The 13,723-nt window shown below is 69.0% G+C and carries 25 protein-coding genes; all 25 read left to right on the forward strand.

Features of this window, described 5'->3' with window-relative positions; all coding sequences use genetic code 11:
• The first annotated feature begins 119 nt into the window (after positions 1-119).
• Positions 120-428 (forward strand): 30S ribosomal protein S10, encoded by a 309-nt coding sequence (gene rpsJ, locus ACZ402_RS03205; protein WP_012867945.1) that lies wholly within the window; start codon positions 120-122, stop codon positions 426-428.
• A gap of 14 nt (positions 429-442) precedes the next feature.
• Positions 443-1,105, forward strand: coding sequence for a 50S ribosomal protein L3 (gene rplC, locus ACZ402_RS03210; RefSeq protein WP_375822266.1), 663 nt, complete (start codon positions 443-445; stop codon positions 1,103-1,105).
• Positions 1,106-1,110: 5 nt separating this feature from the next.
• Positions 1,111-1,815: a 50S ribosomal protein L4 gene (gene rplD / locus ACZ402_RS03215; RefSeq protein WP_047233829.1), complete on the forward strand. Its 705-nt coding sequence runs from the start codon at positions 1,111-1,113 to the stop codon at positions 1,813-1,815.
• The gene (gene rplW, locus ACZ402_RS03220) at positions 1,812-2,102 is read left to right on the forward strand and encodes a 50S ribosomal protein L23 (protein WP_021479876.1); all 291 of its coding nucleotides are present in this window, start codon (positions 1,812-1,814) and stop codon (positions 2,100-2,102) included. The genes rplD and rplW overlap by 4 nt, the downstream gene beginning before the upstream one ends.
• Before the next feature lie 31 nt (positions 2,103-2,133).
• Positions 2,134-2,970 (forward strand): 50S ribosomal protein L2, encoded by an 837-nt coding sequence (gene rplB / locus ACZ402_RS03225; protein WP_047233812.1) that lies wholly within the window; start codon positions 2,134-2,136, stop codon positions 2,968-2,970.
• A 15-nt stretch (positions 2,971-2,985) separates the two neighbouring features.
• Positions 2,986-3,267, forward strand: coding sequence for a 30S ribosomal protein S19 (gene rpsS, locus ACZ402_RS03230; protein WP_021479878.1), 282 nt, complete (start codon positions 2,986-2,988; stop codon positions 3,265-3,267).
• 58 nt (positions 3,268-3,325) lie between these two features.
• A complete protein-coding gene (rplV, locus tag ACZ402_RS03235) occupies positions 3,326-3,697 on the forward strand; it encodes a 50S ribosomal protein L22 (RefSeq protein ID WP_021479879.1) in 372 nt (123 codons plus the stop codon).
• The gene (gene rpsC / locus ACZ402_RS03240; protein ID WP_375822265.1) at positions 3,697-4,542 is read left to right on the forward strand and encodes a 30S ribosomal protein S3; all 846 of its coding nucleotides are present in this window, start codon (positions 3,697-3,699) and stop codon (positions 4,540-4,542) included. The genes rplV and rpsC overlap by 1 nt, the downstream gene beginning before the upstream one ends.
• 3 nt (positions 4,543-4,545) lie before the next feature.
• The gene (gene rplP / locus ACZ402_RS03245; RefSeq protein WP_047233815.1) at positions 4,546-4,965 is read left to right on the forward strand and encodes a 50S ribosomal protein L16; all 420 of its coding nucleotides are present in this window, start codon (positions 4,546-4,548) and stop codon (positions 4,963-4,965) included.
• Positions 4,965-5,201, forward strand: a complete 237-nt coding sequence (gene rpmC, locus ACZ402_RS03250) for a 50S ribosomal protein L29 (protein ID WP_021480429.1) — start codon at positions 4,965-4,967, stop codon at positions 5,199-5,201. The genes rplP and rpmC overlap by 1 nt, the downstream gene beginning before the upstream one ends.
• A gap of 11 nt (positions 5,202-5,212) precedes the next feature.
• The gene (rpsQ, locus tag ACZ402_RS03255) at positions 5,213-5,503 is read left to right on the forward strand and encodes a 30S ribosomal protein S17 (RefSeq protein ID WP_375822264.1); all 291 of its coding nucleotides are present in this window, start codon (positions 5,213-5,215) and stop codon (positions 5,501-5,503) included.
• Between the two features lie 206 nt (positions 5,504-5,709).
• On the forward strand, positions 5,710-6,078 hold the full coding sequence (gene rplN, locus ACZ402_RS03260; protein WP_021480431.1) for a 50S ribosomal protein L14: 369 nt from the start codon (positions 5,710-5,712) through the stop codon (positions 6,076-6,078).
• 2 nt (positions 6,079-6,080) lie between these two features.
• Positions 6,081-6,422 (forward strand): 50S ribosomal protein L24, encoded by a 342-nt coding sequence (gene rplX, locus ACZ402_RS03265; protein WP_087471316.1) that lies wholly within the window; start codon positions 6,081-6,083, stop codon positions 6,420-6,422.
• Positions 6,422-6,991, forward strand: a complete 570-nt coding sequence (gene rplE, locus ACZ402_RS03270) for a 50S ribosomal protein L5 (RefSeq protein WP_087471317.1) — start codon at positions 6,422-6,424, stop codon at positions 6,989-6,991. Before rplX ends, rplE begins: the two co-directional genes overlap by 1 nt.
• Before the next feature lies 1 nt (position 6,992).
• A complete protein-coding gene (locus tag ACZ402_RS03275; RefSeq protein ID WP_021480434.1) occupies positions 6,993-7,178 on the forward strand; it encodes a type Z 30S ribosomal protein S14 in 186 nt (61 codons plus the stop codon).
• 82 nt (positions 7,179-7,260) lie between these two features.
• A complete protein-coding gene (rpsH, locus tag ACZ402_RS03280) occupies positions 7,261-7,659 on the forward strand; it encodes a 30S ribosomal protein S8 (protein ID WP_087471318.1) in 399 nt (132 codons plus the stop codon).
• A 19-nt stretch (positions 7,660-7,678) separates the two neighbouring features.
• A complete protein-coding gene (rplF, locus tag ACZ402_RS03285) occupies positions 7,679-8,215 on the forward strand; it encodes a 50S ribosomal protein L6 (protein ID WP_375822263.1) in 537 nt (178 codons plus the stop codon).
• Between the two features lie 2 nt (positions 8,216-8,217).
• A complete protein-coding gene (gene rplR, locus ACZ402_RS03290) occupies positions 8,218-8,589 on the forward strand; it encodes a 50S ribosomal protein L18 (RefSeq protein ID WP_154799240.1) in 372 nt (123 codons plus the stop codon).
• 40 nt (positions 8,590-8,629) lie between these two features.
• Positions 8,630-9,286 carry a 30S ribosomal protein S5 gene (rpsE, locus tag ACZ402_RS03295; protein WP_021480438.1) on the forward strand — a complete coding sequence of 219 codons (657 nt, stop codon included), beginning with the start codon at positions 8,630-8,632 and terminating at the stop codon, positions 9,284-9,286.
• Positions 9,286-9,468, forward strand: coding sequence for a 50S ribosomal protein L30 (gene rpmD, locus ACZ402_RS03300; RefSeq protein ID WP_021480439.1), 183 nt, complete (start codon positions 9,286-9,288; stop codon positions 9,466-9,468). Before rpsE ends, rpmD begins: the two co-directional genes overlap by 1 nt.
• Before the next feature lie 2 nt (positions 9,469-9,470).
• On the forward strand, positions 9,471-10,037 hold the full coding sequence (gene rplO / locus ACZ402_RS03305; RefSeq protein WP_253050809.1) for a 50S ribosomal protein L15: 567 nt from the start codon (positions 9,471-9,473) through the stop codon (positions 10,035-10,037).
• A gap of 309 nt (positions 10,038-10,346) precedes the next feature.
• On the forward strand, positions 10,347-11,645 hold the full coding sequence (gene secY, locus ACZ402_RS03310; protein ID WP_375822262.1) for a preprotein translocase subunit SecY: 1,299 nt from the start codon (positions 10,347-10,349) through the stop codon (positions 11,643-11,645).
• The gene (locus tag ACZ402_RS03315) at positions 11,642-12,253 is read left to right on the forward strand and encodes an adenylate kinase (protein WP_375822261.1); all 612 of its coding nucleotides are present in this window, start codon (positions 11,642-11,644) and stop codon (positions 12,251-12,253) included. Before secY ends, ACZ402_RS03315 begins: the two co-directional genes overlap by 4 nt.
• Before the next feature lie 40 nt (positions 12,254-12,293).
• A complete protein-coding gene (gene map / locus ACZ402_RS03320; RefSeq protein WP_375822260.1) occupies positions 12,294-13,130 on the forward strand; it encodes a type I methionyl aminopeptidase in 837 nt (278 codons plus the stop codon).
• Between the two features lie 314 nt (positions 13,131-13,444).
• Positions 13,445-13,666, forward strand: coding sequence for a translation initiation factor IF-1 (infA, locus tag ACZ402_RS03325; RefSeq protein WP_012867920.1), 222 nt, complete (start codon positions 13,445-13,447; stop codon positions 13,664-13,666).
• Positions 13,667-13,723 lie beyond the last annotated feature (57 nt).

Genomic DNA, 13,723 nt, shown 5'->3' on the forward strand with positions numbered 1-13,723 from the left:
ACATATCCAACGGCCCTGCGTCTCTCGGCGCGTGCGCCCAGGTGCGTCGCGACTACGCGACACGCCCGAGCGCGGGGGTCGGACAGCTAGCGGTTCGAGAGAGAGAGTCAGACGACGCCATGGCGGGACAGAAGATCCGCATCCGGCTCAAGTCCTACGACCACGAGGTCATCGACAGCTCGGCGCGCAAGATCGTCGACACGGTGACGCGCGCTGGTGCAACGGTCGTGGGTCCGGTGCCGCTGCCGACGGAGAAGAACGTCTTCTGCGTCATCCGGTCGCCTCACAAGTACAAGGACAGCCGCGAGCACTTCGAGATGCGCACGCACAAGCGGCTGATCGACATCATCGATCCCACGCCGAAGGCCGTCGACTCGCTCATGCGTCTCGACCTGCCTGCGGACGTGAACATCGAGATCAAGCTCTGAGGCTGGAGGACATCATGACTATTCCCCAGCAGAACGCGCGCCCGGTCACCGCGGTGCTCGGCACGAAGCTCGGGATGACGCAGCTCTGGGACGAGGCCGGTCGCCTCGTGCCCGTGACCGTCGTCGCCGTCGGGACGAACGTCGTGACGCAGGTGCGCACGGCCGACGCCGACGGGTACGCCGCCGTGCAGCTCGCCTACGGCCAGATCGACCCGCGCAAGGTCACGAAGCCGCTCAAGGGCCACTTCGAGAAGGCCGGCGTCACGCCGCGCCGTCACGTCGCCGAGGTCCGCACCACCGACGCCGCCGAGTACTCGCTCGGCCAGGAGATCACCGCGGAGGCCTTCGAGGCCGGCGCCGTGGTCGACGTCGTGGGCACGACCAAGGGCAAGGGCACCGCCGGTGTCATGAAGCGCCACGGCTTTGCCGGCGTGGGCGCCTCGCACGGTGCGCACCGCAACCACCGCAAGCCGGGCTCGATCGGTGGGGCCTCGACCCCGTCGCGCGTGTTCAAGGGCCTGCGCATGGCCGGTCGCATGGGCAACGCCCGCCAGACCACCCAGAACCTGACCGTCCACGCGGTCGACGCCGAGAAGGGTCTGCTGCTCGTCAAGGGCGCGGTTCCCGGCCCCAAGGGCGGCGTCGTCCTCGTGCGCAGCGCCGCGAAGGGAGCGTGAACACCATGTCCGCTCTGACCGTTGACGTGCTGGACCCCAAGGGCAAGAAGGCCGGCACCGCCGAGCTCCCCGCCGAGGTGTTCGACGTCGAGCTCAACGTCCCGTTGATCCACCAGGTCGTCGTCGCCCAGCGTGCCGCTGCACGCCAGGGCACCCACGACACCAAGAGCCGCGGCGAGGTCCGCGGTGGTGGTCGCAAGCCGTACAAGCAGAAGGGCACCGGCCGCGCCCGCCAGGGTTCGACCCGTGCGCCGCAGTTCGCCGGCGGTGGCACCGTCCACGGCCCGACGCCGCGCTCGTACGACCAGCGGACGCCCAAGAAGATGAAGGCCGCCGCGCTCCGCGGTGCCCTCTCGGACCGCGCCCGCAACGGCCGTGTCCACGTCGTGACCGGCTTCGGCGTCGACGGCCTGCCGTCGACCAAGACCGCCGTCTCGACGCTCGCCAAGCTCTCCGAGCGCAAGCACGTCCTCGTCGTCACCGAGCGTGGCGACGAGCTGACGATCAAGTCGCTGCGGAACGTCGAGCAGGTCCACCTCCTGGTGGCCGACCAGCTCAACACCTACGACGTGCTCGTCTCCGACGACGTCGTCTTCACGCAGGGCGCGCTCGACGCGTTCCTGGCGGGCCCGGCCACGGGTCGCTCCGCGAAGGCCGTCGCCACCTCCACCGAGGCGGACGAGACTGCTGCCGAGGAGGCCGCGAAGTGACCACCGTGACCAAGGACCCCCGTGACGTGATCCTCGCGCCGGTCGTCTCCGAGAAGAGCTACGGCCTGCTCGACGAGGGCAAGTACACGTTCGTCGTCGACCCGCGGGCCAACAAGACCGAGATCAAGATCGCCGTCGAGCAGATCTTCTCGGTCAAGGTGGCCTCGGTGAACACGATCAACCGCAAGGGCAAGACGCGTCGCACGCGTTTCGGCCTGGGCAAGCGCAAGGACACCAAGCGTGCGATCGTCACCCTCCGCGAGGGCACGATCGACATCTTCGGCTGAGCCGACGAGAGCAGATTGAGGACAGATCCCCATGGGAATCCGTAAGTACAAGCCGACGACGCCCGGCCGCCGCGGCGCGAGCGTCGCCGACTTCGCCGAGATCACGCGCTCGCAGCCGGAGAAGTCTCTGGTCCGCCCGCTCTCGAAGAGCGGCGGCCGCAACAGCTCCGGCCGGATCACCACCCGTCACAAGGGTGGTGGCCACAAGCGTGCGTACCGCGTGATCGACTTCCGTCGTCACGACAAGGACGGCGTGCCCGCCAAGGTCGCGCACATCGAGTACGACCCCAACCGCACGGCGCGCATCGCGCTCCTGCACTACGCGGACGGCGAGAAGCGCTACATCATCGCGCCGGCGAAGCTCAAGCAGGGCGACGTCGTCGAGAACGGCGCGGGCGCGGACATCAAGCCCGGCAACAACCTGCCGCTGCGCAACATCCCGACCGGTACGGTCATCCACGCCATCGAGCTCAAGCCCGGTGGCGGCGCGAAGATCGCCCGCTCGGCCGGTGCGTCGGTGCAGCTCGTCGCCAAGGACGGGCCGTACGCGCAGCTGCGCATGCCCTCCGGCGAGATCCGCAACGTCGACCTGCGCTGCCGCGCGACGGTCGGCGAGGTGGGCAACGCCGAGCAGTCGAACATCAACTGGGGCAAGGCCGGCCGCATGCGCTGGAAGGGCAAGCGCCCGACCGTCCGTGGTGTCGCCATGAACCCGATCGACCACCCGCACGGTGGTGGTGAGGGCAAGACCTCCGGTGGTCGCCACCCGGTGAGCCCGTGGGGCCAGCCGGAGGGTCGTACCCGCCGTCCCAACAAGCCGAGCGACAAGCTGATCGTGCGTCGTCGCCGTACCGGCAAGAAGCGCTGATAGGAGCCTGGAGACATGCCTCGTAGCCTGAAGAAGGGCCCCTTCGTCGACGACCACCTGCAGAAGAAGGTGGACGCTCAGAACGAGAAGGGGACCAAGAACGTCATCAAGACCTGGTCCCGTCGGTCGGTCATCACGCCCGACTTCCTCGGTCACACGTTCGCCGTGCACGACGGTCGCAAGCACACGCCGGTGTTCGTCACCGAGTCGATGGTCGGCCACAAGCTCGGCGAGTTCGCTCCCACGCGGACCTTCCGCGGCCACGTGAAGGACGACAAGAAGGGTCGTCGCCGCTGACCCCCGGGTCAGTCTGGTGACGACCTGGACGGTCAAGAGACAAGAAGGCAGGACAGCAATGGAAGCCAAGGCGCAGGCGCGGTTCGTCCGTGTCACGCCCCAGAAGGCCCGGCGCGTCGTGGACCTCATCCGTGGCAAGCAGGCCTCCGAGGCCGTCGCGGTGCTGAAGTTCGCACCGCAGGCGGCGAGCGAGCCCGTCCGCAAGGTCGTGGAGAGCGCCATCGCGAACGCCCGGGTGAAGGCAGACCGTGCGAGCGAGGCGTTCGAGGAGCAGGAGCTCGTCGTGCGTGAGGCGTTCGTCGACGAGGGCCCGACCCTCAAGCGTTTCCGCCCGCGGGCCCAGGGCCGTGCGAACCGCATCCTCAAGCGCACCAGCCACATCACCGTGGTCGTCGCTCCGCGTGAGAACACGAAGGGAAGTGCCCGATAGTGGGACAGAAGGTTCACCCGCACGGGTACCGCCTCGGCATCACCACCGACCACCGGTCGCGCTGGTTCGCCGACAGCACCAAGCCCGGACAGCGGTACCGCGACTACGTCCGCGAGGACGTCCAGATCCGCAAGCTCATGAGCACCGGTCTCGAGCGCGCAGGCATCTCCAAGGTCGAGATCGAGCGCACCCGTGACCGCGTCCGCGTGGACATCCACACGGCGCGCCCCGGCATCGTCATCGGTCGCCGCGGCGCCGAGGCGGACCGCATCCGCGGCGAGCTCGAGAAGCTCACCGGCAAGCAGGTGCAGCTCAACATCCTCGAGGTGAAGAACGCCGAGACGGACGCGCAGCTCGTCGCCCAGGGCATCGCCGAGCAGCTCGCGAGCCGCGTCTCGTTCCGTCGTGCGATGCGCAAGGGCATCCAGTCGGCCCAGCGCGCCGGTGCCAAGGGCATCCGCGTGCAGGTCTCCGGCCGCCTCGGCGGCGCGGAGATGAGCCGGTCGGAGTTCTACCGCGAGGGTCGTGTGCCGCTGCACACGCTCCGCGCATACATCGACTACGGCTTCTTCGAGGCCCGCACGACCTTCGGCCGCATCGGCGTGAAGGTCTGGATCTACAAGGGCGACGTCACCGAGAAGGAGTTCGCCGCGCAGCAGGCCACGGCCGCTCCGCGCCAGGGCCGTGGCGGCCCGCGCGGTGAGCGTGGCGGCGACCGTCGTGGTGGTGGCCGTCGTCCCGAGCGTTCGGGCGAGCGGACCTCCGGGTCCGAGGCGCCGGCCGCGGCTGAGCAGTCCGCTCCTGCCGCGGAGGCGAAGGCCCCTGAGACTGGAACGGAGGCCTGAGTCATGCTGATCCCGCGCAGGCTCAAGCACCGCAAGCAGCACCACCCGTCGCGCTCCGGCGCGGCGAAGGGTGGCACGCAGATCGCGTTCGGCGAGTACGGCATCCAGGCTCTCGAGCCGGCGTACGTCACCAACCGTCAGATCGAGGCTGCTCGTATCGCGATGACCCGCCACATCAAGCGTGGCGGCAAGGTCTGGATCAACATCTACCCGGACCGTCCCCTGACCAAGAAGCCCGCCGAGACCCGCATGGGTTCCGGTAAGGGTTCGCCCGAGTGGTGGGTCGCCAATGTCAAGCCCGGCCGCATCGTCTTCGAGCTGGCCGGTGTCCCGGAGGACCTGGCTCGCGAGGCCATGCGCCGCGCGATCCACAAGCTCCCGATGAAGTGCCGTTTCGTGGTGCGCGAGGGTGGTGGCAACTGATGGCAATCGGAACGAAGGGGCTCGCCCCCGTCGACCTCGACGCCATGGACGACGAGACGCTCGTCGCCGAGCTCAAGAAGGTCAAGGAGGAGCTCTTCAACCTCCGCTTCCAGTCGGCCACCGGCCAGCTGGAGAGCCACGGGCGCCTCAAGGCCGTCCGCCGCGACATCGCGCGGATCTACACGATCCTGCGTGAGCGCGAGCTCGGCATCCGTACCGCGCCGAGCGCCGAGTGAGTGAGGCTGGAATGAGCGAGAACGCAACGAACGCGCCCGAGGCGGCCGAGGAGCGCGCGCACCGCAAGACGCGCCGCGGCTACGTCGTGAGCGACAAGATGGACAAGACCGTGGTGGTCGAGGTCGAGGACCGGGTCAAGCACCCGCTCTACGGCAAGGTCATCCGCCGCACGAGCAAGGTCAAGGTGCACGACGAGCAGAACTCTGCCGGCGTGGGCGACCTGGTGCTCATCATGGAGACCCGCCCGCTGTCCGCGACCAAGCGGTGGCGCCTCGCGGAGATCCTCGAGAAGGCCAAGTGATCCACCGGTCGTGACGGGCGGGCCCCGGCTCGCTCGTCACGACCGCTCTCGTGCCGCACCGCGGTGCGGCAACCAGTGAGGACAGGTCGGGCGGGTCCACCGCCCGGGCCTGGCCGGTTCACCCGCGAGGGACCCGGCACTGACAGCTACCCGTTCGGCAAGGCTCGCCTCGCGCGAGAACCGGCTCGACGACAGGAGTTCATTACATGATCCAGCAGGAGTCGCGACTTCGTGTCGCCGACAACACGGGTGCCAAGGAGATCCTTTGCATCCGCGTTCTCGGTGGCTCGGGCCGTCGCTACGCCGGAATCGGCGACGTCATCGTCGCAACCGTCAAGGACGCGATCCCGGGCGGCAACGTGAAGAAGGGCGACGTGGTCAAGGCCGTCGTCGTCCGTACCGCCAAGGAGCGCCGTCGTCCGGACGGTTCCTACATCAAGTTCGACGAGAACGCCGCCGTGATCCTCAAGAACGACGGCGAGCCGCGCGGGACGCGCATCTTCGGCCCGGTCGGGCGCGAGCTGCGCGACAAGCGGTTCATGAAGATCATCTCGCTGGCTCCGGAGGTGCTCTGACCATGGCCAAGATCAAGAAGGGCGACCTCGTCGTCGTCATCGCCGGCAAGGACAAGGGCAAGCAGGGCCGCGTCCTCGAGGTGCTCACCGACCGTGACCGCGTCATCGTCGAGGGCGTCCAGCGCATCACCAAGCACACCAAGGTCGGCCAGTCGCAGCGCGGCACGCGGACCGGTGGGATCGAGACCGTCGAGGCCCCGATCCACATCAGCAACGTGATGGTCGTCGACCCGGAGACCAAGAAGGGCACCCGCGTCGGGTACCGCACCGAAGAGGTCGAGCGTGACGGCCGCAAGCGCACCGTGCGCGTGCGTGTCGCCAAGCGCTCCGGGAAGGACATCTGATGAGCACCGAGATCGTCGCCCCCGAGGTGCCCCGTCTGAAGCAGCGCTACCGCGAGGAGATCGTCGCCGGTCTGCGCGAGGAGTTCGGGCACGAGAACGTCAACCAGGTCGCCCGCGTCACGAAGATCGTCGTGAACATGGGTGTCGGTGACGCCGCCAAGGACTCGAAGCTCATCGAGGGCGCCATCCGCGACCTGTCCGCGATCACCGGCCAGAAGCCGCAGGTGACCAAGGCCCGCAAGTCCATCGCGCAGTTCAAGCTGCGCGAGGGCATGCCGATCGGCGCGCACGTCACGCTGCGCGGCGACCGCATGTGGGAGTTCCTGGACCGTCTCCTGTCGATCGCCCTGCCGCGCATCCGCGACTTCCGCGGCCTGTCGCCCAAGCAGTTCGACGGGCACGGCAACTACACGTTCGGCCTCACGGAGCAGTCGATGTTCCACGAGATCGACCAGGACAAGATCGACCGTGTCCGCGGTATGGACATCACGATCGTGACCACGGCGACGACCGATGACGAGGGCCGCTCCCTGCTGCGCCGTCTCGGCTTCCCCTTCAAGGAGAACTGACATGGCGAAGAAGGCCCTGATCAACAAGGCGGCCGCCAAGCCCAAGTTCGCGGTCCGCGCCTACACCCGGTGCCAGAAGTGCGGTCGCCCGCACTCCGTGTACCGCAAGTTCGGCCTGTGCCGCATCTGCGTGCGCGAGATGGCCCACCGTGGCGAGCTTCCCGGCGTCACCAAGAGCAGCTGGTAACAACTACGTCGTAGGTCCTGGCGGGGCGCGCCGCACGGCGCGCTCCCGCCCGGATACCACGTCGAGGAAGGGCTAGAGCCCGATGACGATGACCGACCCGATCGCAGACATGCTGACGCGTCTGCGGAACGCGAACTCGGCTTACCACGAGACGGTGACCATGCCGTACTCGAAGCTGAAGTCGCACATTGCCGAGATCCTCCAGGCCGAGGGCTACATCTCCGGCTGGAGCGTCGAGGACGCGACGGTGGGCAAGAACCTCACCATCCAGCTGAAGTTCGGCCCGAACCGTGAGCGCAGCCTCGCCGGCGTGCGCCGCGTGTCCAAGCCGGGCCTGCGCAAGTACGCCAAGTCCACCGAGCTGCCGAAGGTTCTCGGCGGCCTGGGCGTGGCGATCCTGTCCACGTCCTCCGGCCTGCTCACCGACAAGCAGGCCGCCAAGAAGGGCGTGGGCGGCGAAGTCCTCGCCTACGTCTGGTAATCCGGAAAGGAGATACGCCATGTCTCGAATCGGCAAGATCCCCGTTCCGGTTCCCGCCGGAGTGGACGTCACCATCAGCGGTGCGCTCGTGACCGTGAAGGGCCCCAAGGGTTCCCTCGAGCACCACGTGCCCGCCCCCATCCAGGTCGCTCAGGAGGACGGCACCCTCGTGGTGTCGCGCCCGGACGACGAGCGCGAGTCCCGCGCGCTGCACGGCCTCACCCGCACCCTCCTGGCGAACCTCGTCCAGGGCGTGACGCAGGGCTACGAGAAGAAGCTCGAGATCGTCGGCACCGGTTACCGCGTGACCGCCAAGGGCTCGGACCTCGAGTTCGCCCTCGGCTTCAGCCACCCGGTCGTCGTGACGCCGCCCGCGGGCATCACGTTCGCGGTCGAGAGCCCGACGAAGTTCTCGGTCTCCGGCATCGACAAGCAGCAGGTCGGCGAGATCGCAGCGAACATCCGCAAGATCCGCAAGCCCGAGCCGTACAAGGGCAAGGGTGTGCGTTACGCCGGCGAGGTCGTCCGCCGCAAGGCTGGAAAGGCTGGTAAGTAACGATGGCTCTGAAGGTTCTCGGCAAGGGCAAGGCCGTCGCGCGTCAGCGCCGCCACCTCCGCCTGCGCAAGAAGATCAAGGGGACCGCCGCTCGTCCGCGCCTCGTGGTGACGCGCTCCACGCGCCACATCACGGCCCAGGTCGTGGACGACACGATCGGTCAGACGCTCGCGTCGGCCTCGTCGCTCGAGGCGGACCTGCGTGCGCTCGACGGCGACAAGAGCGCCAAGGCCCGCAAGGTCGGCGAGCTCGTCGCCGAGCGCGCGAAGGCCAAGGGCGTCGACGCGGTCGTCTTCGACCGTGGCGGCAACAAGTACCACGGTCGGGTCGCTGCGGTCGCCGACGGCGCTCGCGAGGGCGGTCTGTCCCTGTGACGACGCCGACCATCCCCACACGGAAGCAAAGGATTCTCTGATGGCTGCAGGGCAGCGCAGCAACACCGGCGCCCCCACGGGTGCCGCCAACGAGTCGAGCGACCAGAACGCGCGCGGGGGGCGCCGCGACGACCGTCGCGGTGACCGTCGCGACGGTCGCCGTGGCGACGCAGCCGAGAAGAACGCCTTCGTCGAGCGCGTCGTCACCATCAACCGCGTCTCCAAGGTCGTCAAGGGCGGCCGCCGCTTCAGCTTCACCGCGCTCGTCGTGGTGGGCGACGGCGACGGCACCGTCGGTGTCGGCTACGGCAAGGCGAAGGAGGTGCCCGCGGCGATCGCCAAGGGTGTCGAGGAGGCCAAGAAGAACTTCTTCAAGGTCCCGCGCATCCAGGGCACCATCCCGCACCCCATCCAGGGTGAGGCCGCCGCCGGCGTCGTCTTCCTCCGTCCGGCCGCTCCGGGTACCGGTGTGATCGCCGGTGGTCCGGTGCGCGCCGTGCTGGAGTGCGCCGGCATCCACGACGTGCTGAGCAAGTCGCTCGGCTCGTCGAACGCGATCAACATCGTGCACGCGACCGTCGAGGCCCTGCGCAACCTGGAGCAGCCTGAGGCTGTCGCCGCGCGTCGTGGTCTCCCGCTCGAGGACGTGGCCCCGGCCGCGCTCCTGCGTGCCCGTGCTGCGGGGGTGAACGCCTGATGGCCAGGCTCAAGGTGACCCAGACGAAGTCCGCCATCGGCGGCAAGCAGAACCAGCGCGACACGCTGCGCACTCTGGGCCTCAAGCGGATCGGCGACACCGCCGTGAAGGAGGACCGCCCGGAGATCCGCGGCATGGTCGCGACGGTGGCGCACCTCGTCACCGTTGAGGAGGTCGAGTGACCATGGCTGAGAAGGCCACCAAGGAGACCGCCGAGGCTCCCAAGAAGAAGGCTGCTGCGAAGGCCCCCGCGAAGGCGGAGGCCGCGACTGCCGAGAAGCAGTCGGGCAAGCAGACCGAGGGTGCCGGCGGCACGCTCAAGATCCACCACCTGCGTCCGGCTCCCGGCGCCAAGAAGGCCAAGACCCGCGTGGGTCGTGGTGAGGCGTCGAAGGGCAAGACGGCGGGCCGCGGTACCAAGGGTACGAAGGCTCGTTACCAGGTTCCCGAGCGCTTCGAGGGCGGGCAGATGCCTCTGCACATGCGCCTCCCGAAGCTGCGCGGCTTCAAGAACCCGTTCCGCACCGAGTACCAGGTCGTGAACCTGGACAAGCTCGCGGCGCTGTACCCCGAGGGTGGCCAGGTCACCGTCGAGGACCTCGTCGCGAAGGGCGCGGTCCGCAAGGGCCAGCTCGTCAAGGTGCTCGGCACGGGCGAGATCACCGTCAAGCTCGAGGTCGCGGTCGACGCCCTCTCGGGCGCCGCTCGCGAGAAGATCCTCGCGGCCGGCGGTTCGGTCTCGGAGGACTGACACCCCCGGACAGGGCCGGTGGCGCGCTCGCGCCGTCGGCCCTGTCCGCGTCTGGGGAGGCCCTCCCGCACGACCCGTGGTCCGTCCGGCAGCGCGCCACGGTTTAGACTCTCCGACGGTTGTCTCCCCGCACCCCGGGGTGACCGCCGTCACTCTCAGGTCCACGGTCGGTCCGTCCGGTCGTCGGGACCGACTTGCCGTTCGACGCGGCGCTACGGCTAGGGTGCCTCTTGGCGCCCGTGCCGTGCGTCACACCTCGCCGGGCCTCCCGGCGACACGACATCCCGCCTCGGCGGGCCAGGAGGATAGGTGCTCAGCGCATTCGCCCGGGCTTTCCGGACGCCCGACCTGCGGCGCAAGCTGCTGTTCACGATCGCGATCATGGCGATCTTCCGGGTGGGGTCGTTCATCCCCACACCGGGTGTGGACTACCCCAACGTGCAGCAGTGCATCGAGGAGACCGCCGAGGGCAACGACCTGCTCGGCCTCGTCAACCTCTTCAGCGGTGGCGCCCTGCTCCAGCTGTCGATCTTCGCGCTCGGCATCATGCCGTACATCACCGCGAGCATCATCGTCCAGCTGCTGCGCGTCGTGATCCCTCGCTTCGAGGCGCTCCACAAGGAGGGCCAGTCGGGCCAGGCGAAGCTCACGCAGTACACGCGCTACCTGACGATCGCGCTCGCCATCCTCCAGTCGACGACCGTCATCACGACGGCGCGCAACGGCCTGCTCTTCCAGGGCTGCTCGGTGGACGTGATCCCCGACGGCAGCTTCCTGACGATGGCGCTCATGGTCATCACCATGACGGCCGGCACCGGCCTCATCATGTGGCTCGGTGAGCTCATCACCGAGCGCGGCGTGGGCAACGGCATGTCGCTCCTCATCTTCACGTCGATCGCCGCGAGCTTCCCGACCGCCCTGTGGTCGATCGCCGGTGGCGCGAACGGCGCGACGAACTTCATCATCATGATCGCGGTCATCGTGGTCGTCATCGGCCTGGTCGTGTTCGTCGAGCAGTCGCAGCGCCGCGTGCCGGTCCAGTACGCCAAGCGGATGGTCGGGCGTCGCATGTACGGCGGCTCGAGCACGTACATCCCGATCAAGATCAACATGGCCAACGTCATCCCGGTGATCTTCGCGGCCTCGCTGCTCGCGGTCCCGGGTCTCATCGCGCAGTTCGGCGACCAGAGCGCCGACTGGGTCATCTGGGTCAGCACGAACCTGGCCGACCCGGCCGCGCCGCTGCACATCGCGCTGTACGTGCTGATGATCATCTTCTTCTGCTTCTTCTACACGTCGATCACGTTCAACCCGGACGAGGTCGCGGACAACATGAAGAAGTACGGCGGCTTCATCCCCGGCATCCGTGCCGGCCGGCCGACCGCCGAGTACCTCGACTACGTCATCACCCGCATCACCTCCGCGGGCTCCATCTACCTCGCGCTCGTCGCCCTGCTGCCGACGCTGGTCCTCATCGGGCTCGGCGTGAGCACGAACATCCCGTTCGGCGGCTCGTCGATCATCATCGTCGTCGGTGTCGGCCTGGAGACGGTCAAGCAGATCAACTCCCAGCTGCAGCAGCGCCACTACGAAGGGTTCCTCCGTTGAGCAACGCCACCGACGGCCAGTCCACCTCGCGTCCCGCGCGCCTCGTCATCATGGGCCCGCAGGGCGCGGGCAAGGGGACCCAGGCCGCCCGGCTCGCCGAGCAGCTCGCCATCCCCGCGATCTCGACCGGAGACATCTTCCGGGCGAACATCAAGGGCGGCACGGAGCTCGGCAGGCTCGCGCAGGAGTACACCGCGAAGGGCGACCTGGTCCCCGACTCGGTGACGAACGCGATGGTGCGCGACCGCCTCGTCCAGGAGGACGCGGCGCAGGGGTTCATCCTCGACGGCTACCCGCGCAACGCGGCCCAGGTCGTCGAGCTGGACGCGATCCTCGCCGACCTCGGTGTCTCCCTCGACGGCGTCGTGGAGCTCACGGCGGACCGCGACGAGCTCCTCGCCCGCCTGGCGAAGCGCGCGGAGATCGAGGGTCGTGAGGACGACACCGAGGAGGCCATCGCGCGCCGCCTCGACATCTACGCCGAGCAGACGGCGCCGCTCACGTCGGCCTACGACGCGCGCGGCCTGCTCGTCCGTGTCGACGGCATCGGCGACGTCGACGAGATCACCGGACGCATCGTCTCGGCGCTGACCGCGCTCGTCGGCTGAGCGCCGCGAGTTCGTCCGTCAGGTTCTGAGGAGCAGCAGGGTGTTCGGTCGCGAGCGCATCGAGTACAAGACGCACGACCAGGTCCGGTCCATGCGCAGCGCTGGCCTCGTGGTCGCGCGGGCGCTCGAGACGGTCCGTGAGGCCGTCCGCCCGGGCATGACGACGGCCGACCTGGACGCGCTCGCCGCCGCGGTGATCGCCGACGCCGGTGCGACGCCGTCGTTCCTCGGCTACGAGGGCTACCCGGCGTCGCTGTGCGTGTCGGTGAACGACGAGGTCGTGCACGGCATCCCCGGTCCGCGCGAGCTGCGCCCGGGCGACATCGTCTCCGTCGACTGCGGGGCGATCGTCGACGGCTGGCACGGCGACTCGGCCGTCTCGTTCGTGCTCGGCGAGGGCGAGCCGCGGGACGAGGCGCTCGTGGAGGCCACGCGCCGTGCGATGTGGGCGGGCATCGCCGCGCTCGCGACGAGCGAGCGGCTCGGCGACGTGGGTGCCGCGATCGAGGACTCGGTCCGGGTCTCGGGGGAGTCCGACGGCGTCTCCTACGGGATCGTCGAGGAGTACGTGGGCCACGGGATCGGCTCCGCGATGCACCAGCCGCCCGACGTCCCGAACTACCGCACGCGCGAGAAGGGCCCGCGGCTGCGCCCGGGCATGTGCCTCGCGATCGAGCCGATGCTCACGCTCGGCGACCGGTTCACCGAGGTCTGCGAGGACGACTGGACGGTCGTGACCGACGACGGCGCCCGTGCCGCGCACTGGGAGCACAGCGTCGCGATCCTCGACGAGGGGATCTGGGTGCTCACCGCCCCCGACGGCGGCGCGGCCGAGCTCGCGGAGCTCGGCGTCCGCGTCGCGCCCCTGGCGGCCTGACGCCTCGACCCGTCCGGCACCTGCCCCGCGCCTGCGCGGCCCGGCGTCCGCACGGGCACCTGCCCGGCTCGGCGCACGGCGGGGAGTGACGCGTCGCACGACCTCCGGCGCCCGCCACGGTTTCGCGACTCTTGCCGGATGCCGTAGGATGGTCCGTCGGGTGTAGTCCGTGCACGTCGTTCGACCGGCCCCCGTCCCTCGGGACCCGGGCGACCGACCCCGCACGCGGCTCCACGCACCTCCCTCGAACGGACGACCCTCGGGTCGGGCGTGCGCGGGAGTACCAGCAGTTCAGACGAGAGTTAGCGGAGGACATGGCAAAGAAGGACGGTGTCATCGAGATCGAGGGCAGCGTGGTCGAGGCCCTGCCGAACGCGATGTTCCGCGTGGAGCTGGCCAACGGTCACAAGGTTCTCGCGCACATCTCGGGCAAGATGCGCCAGCACTACATCCGGATCCTCCCCGAGGACCGGGTCGTGGTCGAGCTGAGCCCGTACGACCTGTCCCGCGGCCGGATCGTCTACCGCTACAAGTAGTCGCCACGCGTCCACCCACTCACCCGCCTCGCCACCCGGATCCCGGGACCGCTCGTC

The sequence above is a fragment of the Cellulosimicrobium sp. NPDC030954 genome (genome assembly GCF_055571305.1).